At 47.1% G+C, this 26,130-nt stretch carries 24 protein-coding genes and 1 riboswitch; of the genes, 3 read left to right on the top strand and 21 right to left on the bottom strand.

Annotated elements, in window-relative coordinates; translation table 11 throughout:
• Positions 1–3: 3 nt before the first annotated feature.
• From ligA to MKY50_RS03660, 3 genes are all read right to left on the bottom strand, one after another.
• On the bottom strand, positions 4–2,010 hold the full coding sequence (ligA, locus tag MKY50_RS03670; RefSeq protein ID WP_341116181.1) for an NAD-dependent DNA ligase LigA: 2,007 nt from the start codon (positions 2,008–2,010) through the stop codon (positions 4–6).
• 23 nt (positions 2,011–2,033) lie between these two features.
• Positions 2,034–4,253 carry a DNA helicase PcrA gene (gene pcrA / locus MKY50_RS03665; RefSeq protein WP_015383008.1) on the bottom strand — a complete coding sequence of 740 codons (2,220 nt, stop codon included), beginning with the start codon at positions 4,251–4,253 and terminating at the stop codon, positions 2,034–2,036.
• A 61-nt stretch (positions 4,254–4,314) separates the two neighbouring features.
• Positions 4,315–5,001 (bottom strand): heptaprenylglyceryl phosphate synthase, encoded by a 687-nt coding sequence (locus MKY50_RS03660; RefSeq protein WP_341116180.1) that lies wholly within the window; start codon positions 4,999–5,001, stop codon positions 4,315–4,317.
• Between the two features lie 262 nt (positions 5,002–5,263).
• On the opposite strand from MKY50_RS03660, the gene MKY50_RS03655 reads away from it, so the two are divergent.
• Positions 5,264–6,841 (top strand): FMN-binding glutamate synthase family protein, encoded by a 1,578-nt coding sequence (locus tag MKY50_RS03655; RefSeq protein ID WP_341116179.1) that lies wholly within the window; start codon positions 5,264–5,266, stop codon positions 6,839–6,841.
• A 37-nt stretch (positions 6,842–6,878) separates the two neighbouring features.
• Here MKY50_RS03655 and MKY50_RS03650 read toward each other — a convergent pair whose 3' ends face one another.
• The 3 genes from MKY50_RS03650 to MKY50_RS03640 are packed head-to-tail and all read right to left on the bottom strand — an operon-like array spanning position 6,879 to position 9,960.
• A complete protein-coding gene (locus MKY50_RS03650) occupies positions 6,879–7,193 on the bottom strand; it encodes a YerC/YecD family TrpR-related protein (protein WP_003219429.1) in 315 nt (104 codons plus the stop codon).
• Positions 7,194–7,195: 2 nt separating this feature from the next.
• On the bottom strand, positions 7,196–8,191 hold the full coding sequence (locus MKY50_RS03645) for a DUF3048 domain-containing protein (protein WP_069837340.1): 996 nt from the start codon (positions 8,189–8,191) through the stop codon (positions 7,196–7,198).
• 26 nt (positions 8,192–8,217) lie between these two features.
• The gene (locus MKY50_RS03640) at positions 8,218–9,960 is read right to left on the bottom strand and encodes an adenine deaminase (RefSeq protein ID WP_341116178.1); all 1,743 of its coding nucleotides are present in this window, start codon (positions 9,958–9,960) and stop codon (positions 8,218–8,220) included.
• A 129-nt stretch (positions 9,961–10,089) separates the two neighbouring features.
• Here MKY50_RS03640 and MKY50_RS03635 point away from each other — a divergent pair, with 129 nt between their 5' ends.
• A complete protein-coding gene (locus MKY50_RS03635) occupies positions 10,090–10,317 on the top strand; it encodes a YgaP family membrane protein (RefSeq protein WP_047182212.1) in 228 nt (75 codons plus the stop codon).
• A 14-nt stretch (positions 10,318–10,331) separates the two neighbouring features.
• Here the strand turns inward: MKY50_RS03635 and MKY50_RS03630 are convergent, their stop codons facing one another.
• Positions 10,332–11,606: an APC family permease gene (locus MKY50_RS03630; protein WP_341116177.1), complete on the bottom strand. Its 1,275-nt coding sequence runs from the start codon at positions 11,604–11,606 to the stop codon at positions 10,332–10,334.
• Positions 11,607–11,749: 143 nt separating this feature from the next.
• Here MKY50_RS03630 and MKY50_RS03625 point away from each other — a divergent pair, with 143 nt between their 5' ends.
• Positions 11,750–12,175, top strand: coding sequence for an Lrp/AsnC family transcriptional regulator (locus MKY50_RS03625; protein ID WP_341116176.1), 426 nt, complete (start codon positions 11,750–11,752; stop codon positions 12,173–12,175).
• A gap of 34 nt (positions 12,176–12,209) precedes the next feature.
• Here the strand turns inward: MKY50_RS03625 and purD are convergent, their stop codons facing one another.
• From purD to MKY50_RS03555, 14 genes are all read right to left on the bottom strand, one after another.
• Positions 12,210–13,478: a phosphoribosylamine--glycine ligase gene (gene purD / locus MKY50_RS03620; protein ID WP_341116175.1), complete on the bottom strand. Its 1,269-nt coding sequence runs from the start codon at positions 13,476–13,478 to the stop codon at positions 12,210–12,212.
• A 15-nt stretch (positions 13,479–13,493) separates the two neighbouring features.
• The gene (purH, locus tag MKY50_RS03615; protein ID WP_032722973.1) at positions 13,494–15,032 is read right to left on the bottom strand and encodes a bifunctional phosphoribosylaminoimidazolecarboxamide formyltransferase/IMP cyclohydrolase; all 1,539 of its coding nucleotides are present in this window, start codon (positions 15,030–15,032) and stop codon (positions 13,494–13,496) included.
• Positions 15,029–15,616 (bottom strand): phosphoribosylglycinamide formyltransferase, encoded by a 588-nt coding sequence (purN, locus tag MKY50_RS03610; protein WP_015252651.1) that lies wholly within the window; start codon positions 15,614–15,616, stop codon positions 15,029–15,031. The genes purH and purN overlap by 4 nt, the downstream gene beginning before the upstream one ends.
• Positions 15,613–16,653 carry a phosphoribosylformylglycinamidine cyclo-ligase gene (gene purM, locus MKY50_RS03605; protein ID WP_003233945.1) on the bottom strand — a complete coding sequence of 347 codons (1,041 nt, stop codon included), beginning with the start codon at positions 16,651–16,653 and terminating at the stop codon, positions 15,613–15,615. The genes purN and purM overlap by 4 nt, the downstream gene beginning before the upstream one ends.
• Before the next feature lie 101 nt (positions 16,654–16,754).
• On the bottom strand, positions 16,755–18,185 hold the full coding sequence (gene purF, locus MKY50_RS03600; RefSeq protein WP_003233947.1) for an amidophosphoribosyltransferase: 1,431 nt from the start codon (positions 18,183–18,185) through the stop codon (positions 16,755–16,757).
• A complete protein-coding gene (purL, locus tag MKY50_RS03595) occupies positions 18,161–20,389 on the bottom strand; it encodes a phosphoribosylformylglycinamidine synthase subunit PurL (RefSeq protein ID WP_341116174.1) in 2,229 nt (742 codons plus the stop codon). The genes purF and purL overlap by 25 nt, the downstream gene beginning before the upstream one ends.
• On the bottom strand, positions 20,373–21,056 hold the full coding sequence (gene purQ, locus MKY50_RS03590; RefSeq protein ID WP_014663062.1) for a phosphoribosylformylglycinamidine synthase subunit PurQ: 684 nt from the start codon (positions 21,054–21,056) through the stop codon (positions 20,373–20,375). Before purQ ends, purL begins: the two co-directional genes overlap by 17 nt.
• Entirely contained in the window at positions 21,053–21,307 is a 255-nt protein-coding gene (purS, locus tag MKY50_RS03585; RefSeq protein WP_003219409.1) for a phosphoribosylformylglycinamidine synthase subunit PurS, read from the bottom strand. Before purS ends, purQ begins: the two co-directional genes overlap by 4 nt.
• On the bottom strand, positions 21,300–22,025 hold the full coding sequence (purC, locus tag MKY50_RS03580; RefSeq protein ID WP_014663061.1) for a phosphoribosylaminoimidazolesuccinocarboxamide synthase: 726 nt from the start codon (positions 22,023–22,025) through the stop codon (positions 21,300–21,302). The genes purS and purC overlap by 8 nt, the downstream gene beginning before the upstream one ends.
• 73 nt (positions 22,026–22,098) lie before the next feature.
• Complete coding sequence (purB, locus tag MKY50_RS03575; RefSeq protein WP_247471327.1) at positions 22,099–23,394, bottom strand: adenylosuccinate lyase; 1,296 nt, start codon at positions 23,392–23,394, stop codon at positions 22,099–22,101.
• Positions 23,391–24,533: a 5-(carboxyamino)imidazole ribonucleotide synthase gene (purK, locus tag MKY50_RS03570; protein WP_341116173.1), complete on the bottom strand. Its 1,143-nt coding sequence runs from the start codon at positions 24,531–24,533 to the stop codon at positions 23,391–23,393. The genes purB and purK overlap by 4 nt, the downstream gene beginning before the upstream one ends.
• Positions 24,526–25,014, bottom strand: coding sequence for a 5-(carboxyamino)imidazole ribonucleotide mutase (gene purE / locus MKY50_RS03565; protein ID WP_341116172.1), 489 nt, complete (start codon positions 25,012–25,014; stop codon positions 24,526–24,528). Before purE ends, purK begins: the two co-directional genes overlap by 8 nt.
• Positions 25,015–25,155: 141 nt before the next feature.
• Positions 25,156–25,257, bottom strand: a riboswitch (purine riboswitch).
• Positions 25,258–25,336: 79 nt separating this feature from the next.
• The gene (locus tag MKY50_RS03560) at positions 25,337–25,534 is read right to left on the bottom strand and encodes an NETI motif-containing protein (protein ID WP_003219403.1); all 198 of its coding nucleotides are present in this window, start codon (positions 25,532–25,534) and stop codon (positions 25,337–25,339) included.
• Positions 25,534–26,088: a DUF2179 domain-containing protein gene (locus MKY50_RS03555; protein ID WP_009966729.1), complete on the bottom strand. Its 555-nt coding sequence runs from the start codon at positions 26,086–26,088 to the stop codon at positions 25,534–25,536. Before MKY50_RS03555 ends, MKY50_RS03560 begins: the two co-directional genes overlap by 1 nt.
• Positions 26,089–26,130: the final 42 nt, after the last annotated feature.

The following is a 26,130-nucleotide window of genomic DNA, read 5'->3' as shown; positions in this document are numbered from 1 at the left end:
CTCTTATTTCTTTAGCTCTCCCATTAACTGTTCTTCATTCCACACTTCAATGTTCAGCTCTTGTGCTTTTGTCAGCTTGCTTCCCGCCGCTTCTCCGGCGATGACTAAGTCTGTGTTTTTGCTGACGCTTCCAGTCAGCTTTCCGCCCAGCGCTTCGATTTGCGCTTTGGCTTCGTTTCTTGACAGCTCTTCCAGCTTTCCTGTCAGAACAATTGTTTTACCGGCAAAGTAAGAGTCGCTGTCCTCTGCTTTTACTTTTTTCGGGCCTTTGTAGAGCGTGTTTACGCCCAGCTCCTGAAGTTCATTCAAGAGTTCAAGCATTTCTTCTTTATGAAAATAGGTGATGACTGCGTCAGCCATTTTTTCACCGATTTCATCTACCGCGAGAAGTTCCTCTTTTGAGGCTTTTTTCAGGTTCTCCAAGCTTTCAAAATGCATGGCAAGCGTCTTTGCAGCCTTTGATCCGATAAAACGGATGCCAAGCCCAAACAGCAAACGCTCTAACGAATTTTCTTTTGATTTTTGGATGGAGCTGATCAGGTTTTCAGTGGACTTTTCACCCATGCGCTCGAGCTGGATGACTCGTTCCTTCGTCAGCTTATATAAATCTGCCACATTGCGGACAAGGTTTTCCTCAAACAGCTGTGTGATCACTCGTTCGCCGAGCCCGTCAATGTTCATGGCATTGCGGGAAACGAAATGGATCAGCCCTTCCCGGATTTGCGCCGGACATTCAGGGTTAATGCAGCGAAGCGCCACTTCTCCTTCGATCCGGACCAGCTCACTTCCGCATTCAGGACATTCCGTCGGCATGCTGAATTCCTTTTCTTCTCCTGTGCGCTGTTCAACGAGGACATTCACAACTTCCGGGATGATATCGCCCGCTTTTTTGACGACAACCTTATCCAAAATCCGAATGTCCTTCTCTTTAATTAAATCTTCGTTATGAAGGGATGCTCTTGAGACCGTTGTGCCGGCAACTTTTACCGGCTCAAGAATCGCGGTCGGCGTGATCACACCCGTTCTGCCGACATTTAATTCGATATCGAGAAGCTTCGTCACGACCTCTTCAGCAGGAAACTTATACGCGATGGCCCAGCGCGGGCTTTTCGCCGTAAAACCGAGCTCCTCCTGCTGATCGAGAGAATCGACTTTAATGACAATGCCGTCTATTTCGTACGGCAGGTCGGCGCGCTTTGCCTGAAGCTCATCGATCAGCGTAATGACTTCTTCTATGTCGCCGCATTTTTTTCGTTCCTGATTCGTTTTAAATCCGAGTTCGTCGAGAAAATCAAGCCCTTGGCTTTGCGTCTCTACACCCATCTCGTCAAGCTCCGCTATACTGTAGACGAAGATATCGAGGTTTCGTTTCGCTGCAATTTTCGGATCAAGCTGCCTGAGTGATCCCGCCGCGGCATTTCGCGGATTGGCGAACGGTTCTTCCTCATTTTTAATCCGTTCCTCATTGAGTGCTTCAAACGAACGCTTCGGCATATACGCCTCGCCGCGCACTTCGATTGACAGCTCACGGTTCATTTTAAGGGGGATATTGCGGATCGTCTTCAGATTCTCCGTGATATCCTCTCCCGTCGTTCCGTCACCTCGTGTGGCTCCTCTGACAAAATAGCCGTCTTCATAACGGAGAGAAACAGCAAGACCGTCTATTTTCAGCTCCACATTATACGCCACATCGTCGCCGACGGCTTGGCGCACACGGCGGTCGAAATCACGAAGATCATCAGCATTAAAGCCGTTGCCCAGACTGAGCATCGGTGTGCCGTGGGTGACTTTCTGAAACGCTTCAAGCACGGCTCCGCCGACGCGCTGCGTAGGAGAGTCAGGCGTTCTGAGGTCTGGGTGCTCCTCCTCGATCGCAATCAGCTCCTGCATCAATCTGTCGTATTCGGCATCTGGGACGCTCGGTTCATCTAAGGTGTAATATTCATAGCTATACTTGTTGATGGTGCGGCGCAGTTCTTCTGCCCGCTGCTTCGCTGTTTCTTTGTCCATCTGCTTCTTCCTTTCCTCTTCAATTACTGCTTTTCAATAGGAGCAAATGCTGCTAACAGGCGTTTCACGCCGACAGGGCTCGGGAAGGCAATATCGAGCTCCGTCCCTTCTCCTTCGCCTTTTACGCTGACGACAGTTCCTGTTCCCCATTTTTTATGGCCCGCCTTATCTCCGACTGCCCAGTTCAAGGTGTCGCCGCCTGTTTTGCTGGCGTAGGATACCGGGCGTGAAACAGGGCCGCGTCTCGGCTGCATTTTTCTCGCAGACGTCGCTCTTGTTTCTTTTTTCTCATTTAGGTTTTCCAATAAATCATCCGGTATTTCAGCAATGAAGCGAGATTCCGGGTTCATATTTGTCCGGCCAAACAAGGTGCGCATTTTAGCATTGGTCAGATAAAGCTCCTGTTCCGCCCTTGTAATCCCAACGTACGCAAGGCGGCGTTCTTCTTCCATTTCCGCTTCCTCCATGAGTGAACGGCTATGCGGGAAGACGCCTTCTTCAAGCCCCATCAAGAAAACAACCGGAAACTCCAGTCCTTTCGCGGCGTGCAGTGTCATCAGGGTGATCGCATCCTTGCCGCCTGACTCTTCCTCCTTCTGATCGAGCTGATCAATATCTGCGATCAACGCCAAGTCTGTCAGGAACGCAACGAGTGTCTTGTCTTCACTTTTCTGTTCAAAGTTTTTCGTAACAGACAGGAACTCGTCGATATTTTCTAAACGGCTTTGGGCTTCGATCGATTTCTCAGCCTTCAGCATTTCTCTGTATTCCGTCTTATCAAGAATTTCTTCTGTCAGCTCTGTAATGGATAAGTAATCCTGCATATTGGTCAGGTTTTCAATCATCTGTCTAAAGCTGTCAAGCGCGTTTGCCGCTTTGGCACTGACGCCGATAAAATCAACCTGCTGAATCGCTTGGAAAAATGACAAGCCGTTTATAGCCGCATACGAAGCGATTTTTTCAAGTGATGTCGCGCCGACTCCGCGCTTCGGCACATTGACAATGCGCGTGAAACTGATATCGTCATCCGGATTGGATACGAGGCGCAGGTACGCAAGAATGTCTTTAATTTCTTTTCTGTCATAGAACTTTGTGCCGCCGACAATGTTATAGTTCAAACCCGCTTTGAGAAGCGTTTCCTCAATCACACGGGACTGCGCGTTTGTCCGGTATAAAATGGCGATATCAGACAGCTTCCGCTTGCCTGAGCTGTGAAGCTGATGAATTTTGCCGGCCACAAACTGTCCTTCACCGAACTCATTATCACCGCGATAATAGGAAATTTTGATGCCTTCATCGTTTTCCGTCCACAAATTTTTCGGTTTGCGGTTAGAGTTGTTTTTGATGACCTCGTTAGCCGCACGCAAAATCCGTTTCGTTGAACGATAGTTTTGTTCTAGCAAAATCACGCTTGCATTCGGATAATCTTTTTCAAATGAAAGGATGTTGGTGATATCCGCGCCGCGCCATCTGTAGATTGACTGATCAGAATCCCCCACAACGCAAAGGTTCTGGAAACGCTCGGCAAGCTGCTTAACAAGCATGTATTGCGCCCTGTTCGTATCCTGATACTCATCAACATGGATGTATTGGAATTTGCGCTGATAAAATTCAAGTACTTCCGGCACTCGGTCAAACAGTTTAATCGTCGTCATAATCAAATCGTCGAAATCGAGCGACTGGTTTTTCAATAGCTTCTTCTGATAATCAGCATATACATCGCTGACCACCTGATCGTAGTAGCCGCCGGCAACCTTAGAGAATTCCTCCGGTTCGGTCAATTCGTTTTTCGCACTGCTGATCGTGCCGAGGATGCTTCTCGGGTCAAACTTCTTCGGATCAAGATTGCGCTCCTTCAAAATCCCCTTGATCACTGAAAGCTGGTCCGCCGTATCAAGAATGGAGAAATTTCGGTTGATCCCGATCCGGTCGATATCTCTGCGCAAGATCCGCACGCACATGCTGTGGAATGTGGAAATCCAGATATCGTCCGCGCCGGGTCCAAGGATGCTTTCCACACGTTCTTTCATTTCGCGTGCCGCTTTATTTGTAAATGTAATCGCCAGAATGTTCCACGGCGCCACATGCTTTTCTGCCATTAAATAAGCAATTCTATGGGTCAGGACACGCGTCTTTCCGCTTCCCGCTCCCGCCATCAGCAAAAGAGGCCCGTCCGTTGTTTTGACAGCTTCCTGCTGAACGGGGTTTAAACCGCTTAGTAATTGATTGCTAATATAATTCAAAATTTGTTCACCCGCCTATACAAAACATATGTTCTATCATAAACCAAATCCGTACAATTTACTACTCGCCTTTCACAGCCGCTACTGTTTTCAAAGCCCTGTCAAAATCTTCATACACCGCATTGCCTACAACGATCACGTCCGCATGCTCTGCATACTGCTTGGCCGTTTCCGCATCCTTGATGCCGCCGCCGTAAAACAAGGTTGACGTTTCCAATACAGCCTTCGTTTTCTTGACAGCTTCTATGTCTCCAATCATGCCGCTGTATTCTAAATAAAAAATCGGCAGTTGCAGCAGCTCCGACACACGCGCATAGGCGACAATATCATCCATATTCAGATCGGCGTCCGCATCAGTCAGTGCCGCGGCTTTGCAATCTGGATTTGCGATGCAGTAGCCCTCCGCCACGATTTCTTCCATAGACATCAGTTCTCCGTATTCCTTCATGGCTTTCTGGTGCATTCCGACAATCCAATCCGCGTTTTTGCTGTTTAATACACTCGGAATAAAATATAAGTCAAAGCCGGGAACGATCGCTTCAATCGCTGACACCTCTAGGACACACGGCACCAAAAACCGTCTTACCTTAGACATCATCCGCAGGACATTATCCTCTGTCACACCATCACTGCCTCCGATAATGACCGCATCCGTTCCTGATTCGCAAAGAATCTCCAGCTGTTCGTCAGGCAAATCTTTATTTGGATCGAGTTTAAAGACATGCTTCCACTCCGTTACATCGTACACGTCATACGTTCCTCCATTCGTTTGTTACCATTTAAACATTATAACAAATTCACATAGCGCGGAAAAACGGAAAAAGCCGTTAATCTCGTTATTCACTGAAAAAGGTGTTTTGATTCTATTTTCATAAAAAAAGAGCATATGGCAGTACCTGCTCGCTGAGTCCTGTATCGGCAGAAGCACACATTTTTCACCAGATTCCTTCTGCTATTGTTTGGAAAGTGATCAACTGTGGAAATGGTTACATAAAAAGGGAGGCTGAGAGATGGAAACCATCATATTAGCACTCATCGCATTTATCATAGGGATCATCGCTATCCCGATCGTCTTGTTTGCCTGGATCTACATAAAGGATGAAAAACAGCAGGAGCACTCAATCCTTCGCAACTATCCCGTCATCGGAAGATTTCGGTATATCCTTGAAAAAATCGGACCGGAGCTGAGGCAGTATTTATACAGCAATGACAATGAGGAGCAGCCTTTTTCACGAAAGGAATATGAGCAAACCGTCATCTCCGGCAAATACAAAAGCAGAATGATGGGCTTTGGATCTGTAAGAGATTTTGATAAACCTGGCTATTATATCCGTAACGCTATGTTTCCAAAACAAAGGGAAGAAATGCATGTAAATCAAACGCCAAAAATTGAAACCCAAATCTATAAAATGGATGCTGACAATCTGTTCAAACGCAAGGAGCATGCCGAACATATCAAAGCAGACCCGTACTTTCTCCATCCTGATGATGTGCAGGTGATTGGCGAGCATACATGCGAGAAGCCATTTTATGTGAAGGGCTTAGTCGGCCAGTCAGCCATGAGCTACGGTTCTCTTGGAGAACGGGCTGTTACGGCGCTCTCAAAAGGGCTCCATCAGGCAGGGGGAACCTGGATGAATACAGGTGAAGGAGGATTGTCTGAGTATCACTTAAAGGGCGGCGCCGATATCATTTGCCAAATCGGACCGGGCCTATTCGGCGTGCGCAAAAGAAACGGGGAATTTTCGTGGGAGGAATTTAAAAGAAAAAGCAGGATTGACCAGATTAAAGCGTTTGAGCTAAAGCTGGCACAAGGAGCGAAAACCCGCGGCGGCCATGTGGACGGCGCCAAAGTATCAGAGGAAGTGGCAGACATTCGGAATGTCGAACCTGGAAAGTCGATTGACAGCCCGAACCGTTTTTTTGAATTCTCAAACCCTCCTGAAATGCTCGATTTTATTGAAAAACTTAGAGATGTCGGGCGAAAGCCAGTCGGCATCAAACTTGTCGCAGGGCATCCTGAAGAATTGCATGAGCTTTTCTCTTATATGCAGAAAAGCGGAAAGCATCCGGATTTTATCACGATCGACGGAAGTGAAGGCGGTACCGGAGCTTCCTTTTACGAGCTCGCGGATACAGTCGGCCTTCCGATTATGACAGCGCTGCCTATTGTTGACACGCTTCTTAAACAGTACGGCTTGCGCAGCCAGCTGAAAATCTTTGCTTCCGGAAAGCTCCTGACTCCTGATAAAATCGCGGTCGCCTTAGCCCTCGGCGCTGACTTTGTCAACATCGCACGCGGCATGATGTTTTCCGTTGGCTGCATCCGCGCTCTCGTCTGCCACACCAACACCTGTCCGGCAGGTGTGGCGACGACAGATCCGAAATTGCAAAAAGCGTTGAGCGTTGAGGAAAAACAGCATCGAGTCTGCAACTACGTTATTTCCCTGCGCGAGGGGCTGTTTAACCTTGCAGCCGCAGCAGGGATCAATTCGCCGATTCATTTTTCCAAGGAGCATGTTGTCTATCGGAAAGAGGATGGCAGTCTCATCGATATCGACAACCTGATCCATCAATTTGTTTCATAAAGAAACCGCCCTTGCCGAACGGCAGGGCGGTTCTATGTTATTTTGAAGAAGACTCAGTTTCCGTCTCCTTCACACGGTCAAGCGCCATTTCATAAGCGTCATTCCCGTAATTTAAGCAGCGTTTCACACGGGAAATCGTAGCCGTGGAAGCGCCTGTTTCTGTTTCAATCTTATGATACGTGTTTCCTTCGCGAAGCATGCGCGCCACTTCAAGGCGCTGAGCCAGCGATTGAATTTCGTTAATTGTGCATAGATCATCGAAGAATCGGTAACATTCCTCCAGGTCTTTCAGCGATAAGATCGAGTTAAATAACTGGTCCAGCTCTTTGCCGCGTAATTTATCGATTTGCATCGTTACACACCTTCTCCTTTACTAATGGAAGCCGCATCAAGATCAGGTACGATATTGATCCAAGTCTTTCCTGGCACAAACGGAAGCCACTTGCCGTCTTTTACCGGCACAATTCTGCCATTCACTTGTTTCCAGTCTGTTTCAATGACGTTTCCGTGCTGAAACAACAGACCTTTTCCCCCTGATTCCAAGTCGATGTCCCGCCTTCCATCTTGATCAATAATATGATGGCTGGCTTCAACAATGAAAATATTTTGCATTGCAACCGGCTTTCCGGTTTCCCGGTCTGTCGTTATGACACCATCAGAGCTTCTTGTATAAGATTCAGCTTTTTTATCATAGTTGTATTCGACAAGATTTGTAACGTTTTTTGTTCCATAATCTACCCGAACATTGTAAGATTCATTTGCAGGTTTTGCATCTGATGTTTGAAACAGCAGCGGATTTGTTTCCTGCTTCAGCTTATAACCCTTTTGTTCCGCCGCCTTTTTTATGTAATCATAAGACGTATAGGAATTGTGGGGCGGTTTGCTGAAATCAGCTCTCCAAAATAAGCTTCCGTCAAAATCCAATCCGTTCATATAATCGGCAGCTCCGGATTCCAGCTGCTCTTTGGCGCCGGGACTCCAGCCGTGATGGACAAATATGCTGTCAAAGCCATTGCTGAGAGTGACGAAATATTCCCGCGCGCTCCGCACAGGTCCGACAGTTTCAGGCATCTGGCTTTGGAAAATGGCCAGAAATCTTGTGATTTGCCCTTCGGCTAGCGCTTCTATGACAATGTCGGCTTTAGACAGACCCGACTGCGGCCTCGCCTTCGGGTGATTGTTCACCACAACAGCAACAGGCCGGCGTTCAGTCACCTTCTGTTCAGTCTTTAGCCCCGTTAAAGGAGCTTTCAGCTTCTTTGCAGTATCCGGGACAGCATCCTTCTGCTGGCAGGATACCAGCAGAAAAAACACGAAACACAGCGCGCAAACTGTCATCCATTTTTTCATATGTCGGCTCCCTGCTCTTTTATATTTTAACGCATTATCGATGGAAAGAGTACAGTTTTTTTCATGACGTCGAAGATTCCTCTTGGCGTAATGCGTATATACGGAAGGTGCGTACTTTGCAAAAAGAGCAGCGTATAGATAGGATCGCAAAACTCATAGCCTCTTTCAGTCAAAAGATCTCTCAGCTTTTGTTCCTTCTCAAGCACGTCTTCATACGCTTCCGAAGAGGCGCAGCCGCACAGCGCAAGCGGGATTTCATGCAGAATGTTTCCGTTCTCCGCTAAAACAATTCCTCCTCCGATTTCTTTCATGCGGGCAAAAGCGAGCAGCATATCCGCTTTATTTTTTCCAATCGCGACAATGTCGCCCGTCGTCGTAAAGGAGCTTACAAATCCCTGCACGCTTGAGGCAAACCCTTTTATCATCGTATTGACGCGCCATTTCCCGTGTCTGTCGAGCATCGTCAAATAACTTTCATCATGGTCAAACGAGAGCTGTTCCATCGAATTGTCGATCTCAATCATATATGGCTCCATAATAACCGCATTCCGCATTTTCACGCCCATCGGCATAGAAAACTGCAAGTCATCCATCGTCATATCATATGAAAGTTCAAGCGGGACAAGACCGCCTTTGTGCCAGTCCGTCTTTGTAAACGCCTTCAAATCACAGCCGTCTTCACGCAGAATGGTCCCTTTTGACAGAACAGTCAAGGGATTCGGATTTAACGGATCTTCCAATATGTTCAGCGATGCCAGTCTACCCGGTCCGACAACTCCTAAATAATCATCCATTTGGTAATACTTTGCGATATTAAATGATGCCATATTGTAGGCGTCGATTGCAGGTACGCCTTCTTCTAACGCGATACGAATCAGCTCGTTTGTCATGCCGCCTTTATAGAAATTCGGAGTTGCGCCATCTGTCGTGTAAAAGAAGTGGTCATAATAGCGGAAGCCCTTCTCATGCAGCTCTTGCAAGATTTTTCTTACATCGGGACGAATGGAAGAGTTCCGAAGGGAAACATAATAGCCCAGTTCCAGCCTTCTCATCACTTCATCACCTGTCATCGCTTCATGATCACAATCCGCTCCGAACAGCTTCATTTTTGTAAGCGTTTTATCAGATGCGCCGGGAAAATGCCCTTCAATGCGTTTCCTCTGTTTCTTTGTAGCTTGCATGCAGTGGAGCATTAAATCATCACCATCTACCAAGCGAGGCCACCCGGTCATTTCTCCGCCTTGAATCACATCCGGATGTTCAATCCACTGTTTTCTGACGTCAAATGGAAGGACGTGGTCCTCGTTCAGAACCTCGGTCTGGAGGTCATAGCGTGACCACCAAAAATACTGGACAGGCTGCTTTTTGAGTTCATTCAAAATCGTAAGCGCTTTCTTTTTTCCGCTTTGTAAAAGCAAAAATAAGTTATCATTCACGAATGTCGTTGTTCCGTATTGAGACACATATTCCGCCAGTGTTTGGGGATTATATATTTGAAAAGGATGTGCGTGCGGTTCAATATAACCTGGCACAATGTATTTTCCTTCACAATCAATCGTATGAATTTCTTCGGCTCTATTCGGAAGTTCATGACCCACATAAACAATGCGGTCCTGATAAATCCAAATGTTTTTTTTCAGCCATTGTTTTACATATGGATTTAAGACGAGAGCATTCCGTAAAAGGAGCGTTGGAAGCAGCTTTGAGTCTACAACATCAACCTGTGCCCTGATGTCTTTGTTTTTCCAGTTAAAGGTGCGTTCGGACATTCACATACTCTCCTTTACATGTATTAGACTCATGGTATCACATCCTTCCTCATCACGCACGATAAAAACGTTACAAATTTTTGAAGGTTCGGTTAAAAAACTTTTTTTAAGTAAAAGGAGCGGATTTCCTTGAAGCCAAACATCAGTCTCATCAATGCCGTGTTCAGAATCGCATGCGGATTGACGATTATGTCAGCCGCAAGCGCAAAGTTTACGAAAAAACCTTGGTGCAGAATGCATCTCTTTTACATCTTTATGGGGGCCATGAAAGCGGGTTCGGGAATCCTTCGATTCTGCCCTGTGACCTACATGTTTCAACACAGCGATTCTGGAAATAACGGCCAGCATAACGGATAAATGAAAAAGCTTGATCACGAAACGTGATCGAGCTTTTTTTTATGCCCACCCTTTATTTTCATATAGAAATATCCTGCAGCTGCCAGCACTGCCGGATAAAGCAGTGCCCAGCCGCTGAATGAATAAATCACCGCGCACGTCACAAATGCCCCGAGCGCCATCCACCAGCCTATATCTCTCCTGCCCAGCAGTTTCAGTGCTGCCGCCATTGTACATATGTAAGATGCGATAAAAGCCGCGCTCGGCCCTTTCAACAGAGTCGTCAAATCGATTTGAAACAGACCATGCGCTGCAAGCACTAAGCCAAATACTGCGGCCATCGCTGTCAAAACGCGAATAGGCGTACGTTTTGTCGCACTGAGTTTTCCAAAAAATACGGGTATGTGCCCCTCTCTCGCCAATGCGTACACCATTCTTGAAAAACCAGCAATATTGGCATGGATGGTAGCGAATGTAATAAACAGCGCTAAACATACCGTGACGTATACACCGCTTTCCCCTGCTCCTTTTGAGATGAGCATGGCAAGCGATGCAATTTCTCCATTCTCTCCATATGAATGAGTACCCACGGTCACAAATGACAGCATGATATACAGCCCCGCCACACAAGACGCTGCCAAAAACAAGCTGAGCGGGACATCTTTTTCAGGACGATGAAATTCCTCAGCCAATGGGGTAATCATTTCCCAGCCTACAAAAGAGAAAAAAATCATAACAGAAACAGATCCCGCGGCAGACCAGCCATGCGGAAGAAACGGTTTGAATTCTGCTATCGTGACGTGTGGCAATGACACAGCAATAGAAGTGACAAGCAGAAATACAATGACACATATAACGAGTGTACTGATGTTTGCGGATAGTTGAATCCCTCTCATATGAAGCAAAATAGATATAGCCAGCATACAACCAGCAATCAATGTAATCTGCCAATCGGCCGCCTCTGTGATGTAACTGACGTAATGCGCGCCAGTCAAAGCGATGATGGGAACGCCAATCGGAACGGAACCTAACATGATCCAGCCCAAAATAGCCCCTGCTTTTTTCTGAAAGGCCAGCTGCACATAAGCCGTGATTCCTCCCGCGCTGGGCGCTATTTTCACAAGCCGTGCCAGCGTGCCGACGAGAAGAAAAGATAAAAAAGACATGAATACCCAGACAACTAAAGAAGCGGGGCCGGCTGCGTCAGCTGTTACAGACGGCAAAATTAATATCCCGCATCCTAAAACCGCCCCAATCGTTAACGCCGTCCCTTGTATCCAAGTAATAGAGCGCTGTAATTCTGGCAACATGATGCCTCCTCTCTGATTGATGGCTTTATTATAGAAAAAATAAGACGGCATCCATATGCTACAATGAAGGTAAGTCAACAGCATTGCCTTATGATCAAAGGAATTTTCATTCATTCGCCTAAATATGTAAAGGAGCCGGACAAATGGACGATACAGACCTTCAGATTCTCTCGCATTTGCAGCGAAACGGCAGATTAACGATGGTTGAGCTGGGAAAGCTTGTCGGACTCAGTTCGCCAAGCGCGGCGGAGCGTGTCAGGAAGCTTGAAGACAAAGGAGTGATTACCGGCTACAGCGCGAATATCTGTTACGAAAAACTAAACAAGCATGTCACCGCTTTTATTCTCATGGAGCCAAAAAGCTGTAAGCACTACGCCGCCTTTGCAACATCGCATCCTGATGTAGCAGAAAATCACCGCATCACAGGGATGTACAGCTATGTGACAAAGGTCGTGACTGAATCGGTACATACGCTTGAGGATTTTATTGACGCCTCGATGGCCCATGGAAAACCGACCACGCTCGTTGTCCTTTCTTCTTCCGCTCACCACCCCGCTTTTACATTATAAAAAAACCCGCAGCTAATCTGCGGGTTTTCCTCACTTATTTTTGGGCAGCCTTTAAAGCGCGTGCCCCAATGTCTTTTCTGAAAAAGAGTCCCGGTTTGAATATTTCATCAACCGCTTTGTACACTCGGTCTCTAGCCGCTTCAAACGATTCATCAAAAGCTGTCACATTGGCGACGCGCCCCCCGTTTGTAACGAACTCTCCGCCTTCTGCTTTCGTTCCGGCATGGAAGACCACGACCTGCTCAGTTTCTGCTGCAAGGCTGCCGATCGGCGTGCCTTTTGCATAGCTTTCCGGATACCCTTCTGATGCAAGCACAACACTCACTGCCGCGGTATCCTTCCATCTTAAGTCAACTTCCTTATCATCTAAAAGATCAAGAAGCACCTGTATCAGATCAGATTCCATGCGCGGAAGCACGACCTGTGTTTCCGGATCGCCGAAACGGGCATTAAATTCAATGACCTTCGAGCCGTTTTCAGTAAGCATCAATCCAGCGTACAAAACGCCAGTGAAGGAACGGCCTTCTTGTACCATTGCTTTTGCGGCCGGTTTCACGATGGTTTCTACAGCATGGCGAACCGTTTCTTCCGAAATTTGCGGAACTGGAGAGTAAGCGCCCATTCCGCCCGTATTCGGGCCTTTGTCTCCGTCAAACGCACGCTTGTGATCCTGGGCAATCACCATCGGATACACCTTTTCCCCTTTGACAAAGGCCATCAGAGAAAATTCTTCACCAGAAAGATATTCTTCAATGACAACGGACGCGCTCGCATCACCGAACTTTTCATCTTCAAGAAAGTCATGCAGACACGCAATTGCTTCTTCCTCTGTCATAGCCACAGTAACGCCTTTTCCAGCTGCAAGTCCATCTGCTTTTATCACAATCGGAGCACCTTTTTCCTGCACATATGCCTTCGCCTCTTCAAAGGATGTAAACGTGTCGTATTCTGCGGTCGGAATGTCGTATTTCTTCATTAAATCCTTAGCGAACTGTTTGCTTCCTTCGATGATCGCCGCGGCTTTTGACGGGCCGAACACACGAAGACCCGCTTTTTCGAATTCATCCACCAGACCTTCAATTAAAGGAACCTCAGGGCCGACAATGGTCAGGCCGACCTGATTTTCTTTTGCAAATGAGACAAGCCCTGCGTGGTCGCTTTCCTCAATGTTTACAAGCTGTGCGGAAGCTGCCATGCCGTCATTTCCGGGAGCGGCAAATACATTCTCGACGAGGCTGCTTTGCGCTGCCTTCCACGCCAGTGTATGTTCTCTTCCGCCTTTACCGATAATTAATACATTCACGTCGTTTTCATCCCCTTAATGTTTGAAGTGTCTGATGCCGGTGAATACCATGGCAATGCCGTATTCATCCGCTTTTTTGATGGAATCCTCATCTCGGATCGATCCGCCTGGCTGAATGATGGCTGTAACGCCCGCTTTTGCCGCTTCTTCGACAGTATCTGGCATTGGGAAATATGCATCCGAACCGAGCGCGCTGCCCTTCGCTTTTTCCCCTGCTTGCTCGATTGCGATTTTTGCCGATCCAACGCGGTTCATTTGGCCTGCTCCCACGCCGACTGTCATGTTGTCCTTCGCGAGAACGATCGCATTTGATTTCACATGCTTCACAACTTTCCAAGCAAGCTTCAAGTCTTCCCACTCTTGCTCGTTCGGTTCTCTTTTTGTCGGAATGCTAATCTCAGCATCATCAAACCCGTGCATATCTAAATCTTGAATCAGCAGCCCGCCTTGAACAGATGTCAGCTGTTTTTCCTTTTGAACAGCGGCGGATACGTCAAGCGTCAGCAGACGGAGATTTTTCTTCGCAGTCAGGACGTCGAGCGCTTCTTGGCTGAATGAAGGCGCAATGATGATTTCTAAGAAAATGTTATGAAGCGCTTCGGCAGTTGCCTTGTCCACTTCACGGTTCAGCGCGATAATGCCGCCGAAGATAGATGTTTTATCCGCTTCAAACGCTCTGTCAAACGCTTCGGCGATCGTTTTTCCTGTTCCTACACCGCACGGATTCATATGCTTTACAGCAACAGCAGCCGGCTCAGTGAATTCACGAACGATTTGAACTGCCGCATCCGCGTCTTTAATGTTGTTGTAAGAAAGCTCTTTTCCGTGAAGCTGTTCTGCTTGCGCAATAGAGCCTTTGACAGGAAGAGCTGTTTGATAGAAAGTTGCTTCCTGATGCGGGTTTTCTCCATAGCGAAGCGATTGTTTTTTCTCAAATGTCACAGTGAATTGCTCTGGTTCTTTTTCACCGACAACATTTGTCAGATAGTCAGCGATCAGTGCATCATATGCCGCAGTATGACGGAATACTTTTGCCGCGAGCTCGCGTTTTTTCTGAAGAGATACGCTGCCTTCTTCTTTGATTTGATTCAGCACTGGGCTGTAATCGGCCGGATCGACGATAACCGTGACATCCTGATGGTTCTTTGATGCCGCACGCAGCATGCCAGGTCCGCCGATGTCGATATTTTCGATCGCTTCTTCATACGTGACGTCTTCTTTAGAAATCGTTTCTTTAAATGGATAGAGGTTGACGACAACGAGGTCAATCGGCTGAATCCCGTGTTTATTGATCTGCGCCATATGCTCTTCATTGCCGCGAACCGCCAGAAGACCGCCGTGAATATTCGGGTGAAGGGTTTTTAACCGGCCGTCCATAATTTCAGGAAAGCCTGTCACTTCAGAAATTCCGATCACATCTACACCGTTTTCTTGAAGCAGCTTTTTCGTTCCGCCTGTGGAGATGACTTCAACGCCAAGCTCTGTCAGTTCTTTTACGAAAGGAACGAGATTTGTTTTATCTGAAACACTGATTAACGCACGTTTAATGGTCATGCCTTTTCACCTCTGTTATTTAATCCTAATAGCTGTTTAATCACACTCGGATACCATTTATGCTCAAGCTTGTGAATCCGCTGTTCGATTGTTTCCAATGTATCATGTTCATCAATTTCGATTGCCTTTTGAGCGATGATCGGACCTGTATCCATTCCTTCATCGACATAATGCACGGTGATTCCGGCCACCTTCACACCCGCCCGGAACGCCTGTCCGACTGCGTCGATCCCAGGAAACGCCGGAAGAAGCGACGGGTGAATGTTAATGATTTTTCCTCCATATGCTTGAAGGAGCGTATCACCAATTAGCCTCATATAGCCGGCAAGAACAATCAATTCAACCTCGTGAAGACGAAGCTGTTCAATGATGGCTTGTTCAAATGCGGCCTTGTTTTCATAAGACTTCGGCTCAAATGCAAAGGATGGAATGTGGAATGCTTCCGCCCGTTCGATGACTTTCGCCTGCGGTTTGTCGCAAACGAGGAGCGCTGCTGACGCATCCCAGTTCTCCTCCTTCAAACGCGTAACGATGGCTTCGAAGTTTGAACCGTTTCCTGATGCAAATACCGCAAACTTTTTCATGAAAGTGCCGCACCGCCGAATGTGACGCCTTCACCTTTTTTCACTCGCCCGATTAAATAGGCTTTTTCGCCATGGCTTTCAAGCGTTCCGATCACATCTGTCAGATGCTCTTCTTTGACAGCCAAAACAAAACCGATACCCATATTAAAGACGTTGAACATGTCTTCTTCCTTCAGCTTGCCGTACTCTTGCAAGAAAGAAAAAATTGGCGGGATCGGCCATGAGCCATGATCAATTTCCGCACTTAAGCCTTCCGGAAGCATACGCGGAATATTTTCAATAAATCCTCCGCCTGTCACGTGCGCCATGCCGTCGATTTTTCCGCTTTTGACCGCGGCAAGCACAGGCTTCACGTAAATCCTTGTCGGTTCAAGCAATTCCTCGCCAAGCGGGCGTTCAAACGGCTCATATGTTGTATCGAGGTCCAGCTCCGCATCATCCAGAAGCACTTTTCTGACAAGGGAAAAGCCGTTGCTGTGAAGGCCGCTGGAGCTGAGGCCGATCAACAGATGGCCCTCTTCAATGTTTTCTCCAGTCACGATTTCGTCCTTTTCTGCCACTCCGACTGAGAAACCGGCAATATCGTATTCATCAGCTGTATAGAGCCCCGGCATTTCAGCCGTTTCACCGCCGACTAAGGCTGAACCTGACTGCTCACAGCCTTCCGCAACACCTTGTACAATCTGTTCAATTTTCACTGGGTCCGCTTTGCCGACCGCTAAATAATCGAGGAAAAACAGCGGCTCTGCACCTTGTGCCAGCACGTCATTGACACACATTGCAACAGCGTCCACGCCAATCGTGTCATGCTTATCCATGGAAAAAGCGAGCTTTAATTTTGTGCCGACACCGTCCGTTCCCGAAATGAGAACTGGTTTTTGATAAGAAAGCTCAGACAGGTCAAACATGCCGCCAAAACCGCCAAGGCTGCCCATAACGCCAAGCCGTTTCGTGCGCTCCACGTGTTTTTTCATTCGTTTTACAGCTTCATATCCGGCTTCGATGTCAACTCCTGCGTTTTTATATGCTTCAGACATCCTATTCACTCCTTTAAGGCGCTTTTCAAAATATCTCCCCGAACGAGGGCAGAAAGAGAAAGGCAGCCGAACTGCGCTGCCTTTATGTCATTTTTCAAGTTTTATTTGGTTAATACTGCTTCTTTTACGTGAGGAAGCACTGTATCCTGGTAAATTTCAGTCGGATATTTTCCTGTAAAGCAAGCGAGACACTGTCCGCAATTCGAGTCATCGTATTTTCTGCCGATGCCTTTCAGCAGCCCTTCCACACTCAAAAATGAGAGGGTATCGGCTCCGATTTCCTGACGGATTTCTTCAACAGAATGCGAAGACGCGATCAGTTCTTCATGTGTGGAAGTATCAATGCCGTAAAAGCACGGATGAGCGATCGGCGGTGAACTGATTTTCACATGCACCTCTGTCGCACCCGCTTCTCTTAGCATCGTGACAATCCGGCGGCTAGTTGTTCCTCGCACGATAGAGTCATCCACCATCACGACGCGTTTGCCTTCTACAACCCCGCGCACCGCAGACAGCTTCATTCTAACGCCTTGCTCACGCAGAGCCTGGGAGGGCTGAATAAATGTTCTGCCGACATAGCGGTTTTTGATTAAGCCCAGCTCATACGGAATGCCTGTTGCCTCTGCATAGCCGATCGCCGCAGAAATACTGGAATCCGGAACCCCAGTTACGACGTCAGCTTCAACTGCGGATTCCTGAGCCAGCATTTTCCCAAGGTTTTTACGGGCACTGTGCACATTAATACCGTCAATATTGCTGTCTGGTCTGGAGAAATAAATGTACTCCATGCTGCAAATGGAACGATTGATATTCATGGAAAAACGCTCTGATTTCATGCCTTCATCATTAATGATCAGCATTTCCCCCGGCTCTACCTCGCGAAGGTACGTTGCGCCGACGACGTCAAATGCGCATGTTTCTGATGCGACCACATAAGCATCGCCCATCATGCCGATGGATAGCGGTCTCAGCCCGTTCGGATCAAGTGCGACAATCATTTCTGTTTCGGTCATGATCAGGAACGCGTAGGCGCCTTTCAGCATAGAAAGCGAGTTTTTAATTTGATCCTTCAGCGTGAAGTGTCCGCTTCTTTTGATCAGGTGAGCCAAAACCTCTGTATCCGAAGAGGTTTGAAAGATGCTCCCTTGATTTTCAAGCTGCTGCTTCAGCTGAGTGGCATTGACAAGATTTCCGTTATGAGCAAGCGCCAGGCTGCCGTTGTTTTGGGAACGGAAGAGGAGCGGCTGAACATTTTCGTATCCGCCGCCTCCAGCCGTTGCGTACCGAACGTGCCCGATAGCGCCTTTTCCCTTTACTTTGCTGAGTTCGCCGTTTTGAAATACTTCAGTGATCAGCCCTTGGCCTTTGTGAGCCGTCAGCTTTTCACCGTCAGTCGCTACGATGCCAGCACCCTCCTGTCCTCGGTGCTGAAGGCTGTGGAGACCGTAATACGTGATCTGCGGGGCTTCTTCATGTCCCCAAATCCCAAAAACGCCGCATTCTTCATTTAAGCCTTTGATTTCAGCAAGCATGGGATAGCTCCTTTCCATACGCGTTCAAGCTCTTTCGTTTGCGCATGAATCATTTGTTGTCCGTCTTGGTTTTGAATCGCCAGAATTCCGTCAGCTGTTACCTCACCAATATGAACCGCATCTTTGACAGTTGCTTCAAACGCTTCTTGGTGTTCTTTTTTCACTGAAACGACGAAGCGGGATTGAGATTCAGAGAATAATAATGCCGCTCCCCCTTCTACAGTCACATTAGCGCCAAGGTTTTCCGTCGTCATGACACTTTCCGCAATCGCTACGCCTAAGCCGCCTTCAGACACATCATGCGCAGATTGAACGAAGCTTTTTTTAATCGCGTCAAGCAGTGCTTTTTGACGAGACAGCTCTACATCAAGATCGATTTGCGGCGCTTTGCCGTAAATACGGCCTTCTGTCATTTTTTGCAGCTCGCTTCCCGCAAACTCTGGTTTTGTTTCGCCGATCACGTATACGAGATCTCCTGCTTGTTTGAAATGCTGTGTTGTAATGTGCGCTGTATCTTCAATTAGGCCGACCATGCCGATAACTGGTGTCGGATAGATCGCCGTGCCGTTTGATTCGTTATAAAGCGATACGTTACCGCCGATAACCGGAGTGCTGAGAACATTGCACGCTTCGCTTATGCCGTCTGCCGCTTTTTCGATCTGCCAGAAGATTTCCGGCTTCTCCGGGTTTCCGAAGTTAAGGTTATCTGTGACCGCAAGCGGTTCTGCGCCTGAGCAAATGATGTTGCGCGCTGCTTCAGCGACAGCAATTTTCCCGCCGACTTCAGGATCAAGATAGAGATAACGCGCGTTACAGTCTGTCGTCATCGCCAGCGCCTTTTTCGTTCCGCGGATTCTGAGAACACCAGCATCAGACCCAGGAGCGACAACTGTATTCGTGCGCACCATGTAGTCATACTGATCATAAACCCACTCTTTACTCGCAATCGTCGGCTGCTGAAGAAGGGCCTTCAGCGTTTCATTCGCATCTTCAATTTGCGGAGCCGGAACGTCCGTTTCCAAAAACTCGCGATAGTAAGCAGGCTCTTGAGAAGGCTTATGGTAAACCGGTGCTTCTTCTGCCAAGGCATCAACAGGCAGCTCGCATACAACCTCTCCTTTGTGTGTCAGGCGAAGCATTTTATCATCTGTCACATGTCCGACAGAAACCGCTTCAAGATCGTACTTGTCAAAAATATCGATAATTTCCTGCTCACGTCCGCGCTCAATAACCAAAAGCATCCGTTCTTGTGATTCAGAAAGCATCATTTCATACGCGGTCATGCCTGTTTCGCGCTGAGGAATCAGGTCAAGATTCATTTCAATGCCAGAACCGGCTTTACTTGCCATTTCTGCACTTGAGCTTGTTAAACCGGCAGCTCCCATATCCTGAATGCCGACCAAGGCGTCGCATTGGATGACTTCCAGACATGCTTCAAGCAAAAGCTTCTCCATAAACGGATCGCCGACTTGGACAGCAGAACGCTTTTCTTCAGACGAGTCTGACATTTCTTCAGAAGCAAACGTAGCGCCGTGGATGCCGTCACGCCCTGTTTTCGCTCCTACGTACATTACTGTGTTGCCGACACCCTTTGCCTGGCCTTTTTTGATGTCTTCATGGTTGATTAAACCGACGCACATTGCGTTGACGAGCGGATTTCCTTCATAGCTGCTGTCAAACTGCACTTCTCCGCCGACTGTCGGGATGCCGATACAGTTGCCGTATCCGGCGATACCCGCTACTACTTCTTCAAACAAGTACTTCACGCGGGGTGAAGTCAGTTCACCAAATCGAAGAGAGTTCAATACAGCGATTGGGCGTGCACCCATTGAGAATACATCACGGATAATTCCGCCTACGCCAGTCGCAGCGCCTTGGTAAGGCTCGAGAGCTGATGGGTGGTTATGTGATTCAATTTTGAACACAACCGCTTGGTTATCACCGATATCAACGATTCCGGCGCCTTCCCCCGGCCCCTGCAGCACACGCTCGCCGCTTGTCGGGAATTTACGCAGAATCGGCTTTGAGTTTTTATAGCTGCAATGCTCAGACCACATGACAGAAAAAATTCCGATTTCTGTGTAGTTCGGCAATCTTCCAAGAATGGATTCTATCAATGCAAACTCATCATCACTGACACCCATTTGCTGATACAGTTTCTCTTCTTTTATTTGTTCTTTACTTGGTTCAAGCAGTAGTGACATGAGTTTCCCTCCAATTTTTCACGATAGACTGGAACAATTTAAGACCGTCGGCGCTTCCAAGCAGTTCATCGACCGCGCGCTCAGGGTGAGGCATCATGCCTAATACATTGCCTTTCTCATTCACGACACCGGCAATGTCGCTGACACTTCCATTAATATTAGAGCCGTATGTGAAAGCAATTTGATTGTTTTCCTTTAATGAAGCAAGCGTCTCGTCATCACAGTAGAAATTCCCTTCACCGTGGGCAACCGGGATTGTAATCGATTGTCCCTTTTCGTAGGAAGCTGTGAATAACGTTTCGTCGTTCTGAACAATTAATTCAACCGGACGGCAAATGAACTTCAAATCTTTGTTGCGTCTCATTGCACCTGGCAGAAGGCCAAGCTCCTGTAAAATCTGGAATCCGTTGCAGACGCCAAGAACAGGTTTTCCTTCAGCCGCTGCTTGTTTGACAGCTGGCATAATATTCGCAAATCGGGCGATGGCGCCGCATCTTAAGTAATCGCCGTAAGAAAACCCTCCCGGAATTAACACGCCGTCGAAGCCGTCAAGACTTGTTTCCTCATGCCAGACGTATTCCACTTCATGGCCGAGCTCATCCTTTACAGCATGATACATATCGATATCACAGTTGGAGCCGGGTAACACAATCACCGCAAATTTCACTGTGCGACTACCTCCTCAACCTCATATCTATAATCTTCAATCACTGTGTTCGCAAGAAGTTTTTCGCACATTTCTTTCACTAGCACGTCAAGATCACGGTCAGATTTTTCAATGGTAAGCTCCATGTATTTCCCGATGCGCACATCTTGAACTTCATTGTAAGTCATACTGTGCAAGGCATGCTGGACAGCGCTCCCTTGTGGATCCAGTACACTTTCTTTTAAGCTGACATAAACTTTTACTTTATACATGATGAATGCCTCCCAGTCTTTTGAAAATCTCTTCGTATGCGTCGGTTAAGCTTCCCAGATTGCGTCTGAATAAATCTTTGTCCAGCTTTTCGTTCGTTTCTTTATCCCACAAGCGGCATGTGTCAGGAGAAATTTCATCCGCCAAAAGCACTTGCCCTTCTGCATCTAAACCGAATTCAAGCTTGAAATCTATTAATCTGACATGACAATCGTCGAAGATGCTTTGAAGCTCTTCATTTACTGTTTTTGTAATGGACTTAATGGTTTCTACCTGCTCAGGAGTCGCCGCCTTCAAAAGCCAAATATGATCTTCGGTGATGAGCGGATCACCCAGCGCGTCATCTTTGTAGTAAAACTCGATAATCGGCTGTTCAAGTTCCGTGCCTTCTGGAATGCCGAGACGTTTGGACATGCTTCCTGCCACAACATTTCTGACGACGACTTCAAGCGGCACGATCGTTACCTTTTGAATGAGCTGCTCCGTTTCCGAAATGCGCTCGATAAAGTGATTGTTAATGCCCTTTGTATGAAGATGTTTGAAAATCAAGCTTGAAATCTCGTTATTTAAGCGTCCTTTTCCGCTGATTTCTGCTTTTTTCTCGCCGTTAAAGGCAGTGGCGGAGTCTTTATACACGACATACAGCGTGTTTTCGTCATCGGTTTTGTAGATCTTTTTTGCTTTTCCTTCGTATAAAAGTTCATTCTTCACAATATTCACGGAAGGCCTCCTAACCCGAATGTTGGGAATTTTCAAACTGCGGCGGCTTAGAAGAAGCCGCTAAAAGCTTCTTCTATGCTAAACCTAAACGTTCAAAGATCAGATCAACATTTTTCAGATGGTAATTGTAATCAAAGCAGTCGGCAATTTTTTCCGGAGAAAGACGTGACGTGATTTTCTCTTCCGCTTCAACAAGTTCGCGGAACGGCACTTGTTTTTCCCACGCTTCCATTGCTTTCGGCTGAACAGTATCATAGGCTTCTTCACGTGTAAGGCCTGTGTCAATCAAAGCAAGCAGCACACGCTGAGAATAGATAAGGCCGAGAGTGCGGTCCATGTTGCGCTTCATGTTTTCCGGGAAGACCGTTAAGTTCTTCACGATGTTGGAGAAGCGGTTCAGCATGTAGTTCAGCGCAATTGTCGCATCCGGAAGAATAATCCGTTCTGCTGAAGAATGAGAAATATCGCGCTCATGCCATAATGGAACATTTTCGTAAGCTGTCATCATGTAGCCGCGGATCACGCGCGCCATGCCTGTCATGTTTTCAGAGCCAATCGGATTTCGTTTATGCGGCATTGCAGATGAACCCTTTTGCCCTTTCGCGAAAAATTCCTCAACTTCACGTGTTTCACTCTTTTGCAGTCCGCGGATTTCCACAGCGAATTTCTCAATGCTTGTCGCGATCAAAGCAAGTGTTGCCATATAGTCAGCATGGCGGTCACGCTGAAGGGTTTGAGTGGAAATTGGTGCTGCTTTCAATCCGAGCTTCTCACAGACATATTGCTCAACAAATGGATCAATGTTCGCATATGTGCCGACAGCGCCGGAAATCTTTCCAACCTCAATGCCTGCTTTCGCTTGTTTAAAGCGCTCAAGATTACGTTTCATTTCTTCATACCAAAGCGCAAGTTTTAAGCCGAAAGTTGTAGGCTCAGCATGTACGCCGTGCGTGCGCCCCATCATGACTGTGTATTTATGTTCTTTCGCTTTTTCTTTTATAATGTCAACAAATCTCTCAAGATCCTTGAGCAAAATATCGTTTGCCTGTTTTAATAAGTAGGAAAGAGCCGTATCAACAACGTCAGTTGACGTTAATCCGTAGTGCACCCACTTTCTTTCTTCGCCCAGTGATTCGGAAACGGCGCGTGTAAAAGCGACAACGTCATGGCGCGTGTCCTTTTCAATTTCTAAAATGCGGTTGATGTCAAATGACGCGTTCTCACGCATAACCTTTACATCTTCTTTCGGAATGACGCCAAGCTCCGCCCACGCTTCACAGGCAAGAATCTCTACCTCCAGCCATGCTTGAAATCTGTTTTCATCCGTCCAAATCGCGGACATTTCAGGTCTTGAATAACGTTCGATCATTCTGCTTGTCCTCCGTCTCTATTCATCCATTTATTTGTGATCTCCTGAATCCATTCGTCTTCAGGCTGCTTCATAAATGTAATATGCCCCATTTTGCGGCCTTTTTTGATTTTATGTTTTCCGTATATATATAGCTTTGCCTCTTTTAAAAGCTCCGGGTCTTCCTCAACAAGCTTTACTTCATCGCCGAGAAGATTCACCATCATGCCCGGCTTCAGCAAATCTGTCTTCCCAAGCGGAAGCCCGCATACCGCTCTGATATGCTGCTCAAACTGGCTCGTCTCGCAAAGGTCCAGCGTATAATGCCCAGAATTGTGCGGTCTTGGCGCCAGTTCATTGACCAAAAGCTCTCCGTCCTCTGTCAGGAACATCTCAACAGCAAGCGGTCCGACAAGGTTAAGCTCATCTGCAAGCTTAACTGCGAGATCAGCAGCCTTCTGCTGAATCCCTTTCTCTACCCGTGCGGACACGATGCTTTGGAAAAGAATATTGTTGTGGTGAATGTTTTCAGCTGTCGGAAATGTTGAAATTTCACCGTTTACCGATCTGACGACGATCACCGACAGTTCCATTTTAAAAGAAACCCAGCTTTCAAGAATGCAAGTTCCGTGTTCTAACAGACCGGCTGCCTGCTCCATTTGCGCCTCTTCTTTTATCACAAATTGGCCTTTGCCGTCGTACCCGCCGCGGCATGTCTTCAGAACTGCGGGTAACCCGAGCTCCTGTACCGCCTGTTTCAATTCATTCTTTGTTTTGACGATGCTGTACGGTGCGACTTCACAGCCCGCGGATTGAATTGCTTTTTTCTCTGTTTCACGGTTTTGGGTAATGAGCAGCAGCTCACTTCCTTGCGGGAGATACGCATGATCTTTTAGCCAATGCAGCGCATCATAGTCGATGTTTTCAAACTCATATGTGATGATATCGCTGATTTCAGCCAATTTTCGAATCGCTTCACGGTCATTATAATGAGCGGTAATTTCGACATCCGCAACCTGCCCGCACGGCGAATCTTTCACCGGATCAACGACCGCGACTTTATACCCCATTTGTTTGGCGGACACAGCCATCATTTTCCCAAGCTGGCCGCCGCCGATAATGCCGATTACAGCTCCCGGATAGATGATTTGTTTAGACAAGCTGATCACTGCTTTCTAACACTGTCTGTTTTGTATTTTCTCTTCTCTCATCCAGCTTACGGGCAAAATCCTCGTCAAATGCTGACAAAATTTGCGCCGCTAACAGGCCTGCGTTCACAGCACCCGCTTTGCCGATGGATGTTGTCGCAACAGGCACGCCTCCAGGCATTTGGACGATGGAAAGAAGTGAATCCATTCCGTTCAGCGCCTTGGACTGAACCGGAACTCCAATGACTGGCAGTGTTGTTTTCGCAGCCGTCATCCCTGGCAGATGCGCCGCTCCTCCGGCACCGGCAATAATCACCTTGATGCCTCTTTCTCTAGCAGTTTCAGCATATTCAAACATGAAATCAGGCGTCCGGTGAGCGGAAACGACCTTTTTTTCGTACGGAACATTGAGTTCGTCAAGTATGTCGCATGCGTGTTTCATTGTCTCCCAATCGGAAGTGCTTCCCATGATGATTCCTACTAGCGGCTGCATTCTGTTCCCCACCTTCTAATGCTTTTGTTTTCAGAAAATAAAAAATACCCGCTCTGCATTGCACTTATGAGGAAGCAATACAAACCGGGCATGGTACATGTATCGTCAGTCGTTCGCTTCTGCGATATATCCATGTCAGTTTTATCGATCACTTTCCTGCATAGTCCGGCAATTTACGGTTGCCGGGTAGAAACTTATGGGCCATATTCCCAAGATTATATGAGGTCGTGTTTTGATTTCATGTTTATCTTAACAACGGACATGGATAATGTCAACGATATTATCGAACGATACAAAAATTCATTCTACTAATGTTCGTGTTTTAGATCAATTTCCCTTCAAATACGATTTTTTTCCCGCACGGAACGATCTGAATTGACCCATTTTCCTTTTTTTCCATAAAAATAGGCTCTTCCATTCGCCTTACAGGCAGATATCCTTCTTCTTTCATTTGCTGAAGCACCGCATCAATCGTTTGCTGCTCTGTCACTTCAAACTTTTTCTTCTTCGGCTTTGCCATTATTCTTTAATTCTCCTCTTCTTCACCGCTTTGACCCAGAAGCCGCCGTGGATTGTTTTTGGTTCGTACGCAATAATAAAGGCTTTTGAATCAAGTGTTTTAATCGTATCATATAGCTGGAGTTCATATCTTCTCGGCGTCAGGATCTGAAGGGCTGTGCGGTCGCCTTCAAGCCCGCCTGCCACCCAATTTGTCACGCCGTAGCCTTTTTCCCGGAGCTGCTTCGGAAGATCAAGATCGAGCTCCTTCGTAATCACATTGACCATAATATAGCCAAGCGCCAATTTTTCTTCTATTTTCATGCCGACAATTACGCCTAGACCGTAACCGAGCGCGTACGCGATCACATTTTGAATCTGGTCTAAGTTATCGAGCACCAGACTCAGCCCCGTCACATAAACCAGTATTTCAATCGTACTGATGCCGGCCGCTAAATAACGCTGTCCTTTCAGCGTTAAAATCATTCTTATCGTAAAAAATGACACATAGACAATATTAATAATGAGAATTATGAGAACCATGGCTATCCCATTTGATAAGATGGTTTGCATCATTTTATTCATCCCCCTACTCTTCAGCTTGCACAAAGCATTCAT

The organism is Bacillus sp. FSL R7-0685, assembly GCF_038002425.1.
In the GTDB taxonomy this organism is placed as follows: domain Bacteria; phylum Bacillota; class Bacilli; order Bacillales; family Bacillaceae; genus Bacillus; species Bacillus subtilis.
This window is presented reverse-complemented; position numbering and strand designations above follow the sequence as displayed.

Bases quoted from the DNA above. Each gene is read 5' to 3' on its own strand.
- ligA (WP_341116181.1), bottom strand. From the start codon at position 2,010: ATGGACAAAGAAACAGCGAAGCAGCGGGCAGAAGAACTGCGCCGCACC.
- MKY50_RS03655 (WP_341116179.1), top strand. From the start codon at position 5,264: ATGGAAACCATCATATTAGCACTCATCGCATTTATCATAGGGATCATC.
- MKY50_RS03650 (WP_003219429.1), bottom strand. From the start codon at position 7,193: ATGCAAATCGATAAATTACGCGGCAAAGAGCTGGACCAGTTATTTAAC.
- MKY50_RS03645 (WP_069837340.1), bottom strand. From the start codon at position 8,191: ATGAAAAAATGGATGACAGTTTGCGCGCTGTGTTTCGTGTTTTTTCTG.
- MKY50_RS03640 (WP_341116178.1), bottom strand. From the start codon at position 9,960: ATGTCCGAACGCACCTTTAACTGGAAAAACAAAGACATCAGGGCACAG.
- MKY50_RS03630 (WP_341116177.1), bottom strand. From the start codon at position 11,606: ATGTTGCCAGAATTACAGCGCTCTATTACTTGGATACAAGGGACGGCG.
- MKY50_RS03625 (WP_341116176.1), top strand. From the start codon at position 11,750: ATGGACGATACAGACCTTCAGATTCTCTCGCATTTGCAGCGAAACGGC.
- purH (WP_032722973.1), bottom strand. From the start codon at position 15,032: ATGACCATTAAACGTGCGTTAATCAGTGTTTCAGATAAAACAAATCTC.
- purN (WP_015252651.1), bottom strand. From the start codon at position 15,616: ATGAAAAAGTTTGCGGTATTTGCATCAGGAAACGGTTCAAACTTCGAA.
- purM (WP_003233945.1), bottom strand. From the start codon at position 16,653: ATGTCTGAAGCATATAAAAACGCAGGAGTTGACATCGAAGCCGGATAT.
- purF (WP_003233947.1), bottom strand. From the start codon at position 18,185: ATGCTTGCTGAAATCAAAGGCTTAAATGAAGAATGCGGCGTTTTTGGG.
- purL (WP_341116174.1), bottom strand. From the start codon at position 20,389: ATGTCACTACTGCTTGAACCAAGTAAAGAACAAATAAAAGAAGAGAAA.
- purS (WP_003219409.1), bottom strand. From the start codon at position 21,307: ATGTATAAAGTAAAAGTTTATGTCAGCTTAAAAGAAAGTGTACTGGAT.
- purB (WP_247471327.1), bottom strand. From the start codon at position 23,394: ATGATCGAACGTTATTCAAGACCTGAAATGTCCGCGATTTGGACGGAT.
- purE (WP_341116172.1), bottom strand. From the start codon at position 25,014: ATGCAGCCGCTAGTAGGAATCATCATGGGAAGCACTTCCGATTGGGAG.
- MKY50_RS03560 (WP_003219403.1), bottom strand. From the start codon at position 25,534: ATGGCAAAGCCGAAGAAGAAAAAGTTTGAAGTGACAGAGCAGCAAACG.
- MKY50_RS03555 (WP_009966729.1), bottom strand. From the start codon at position 26,088: ATGATGCAAACCATCTTATCAAATGGGATAGCCATGGTTCTCATAATT.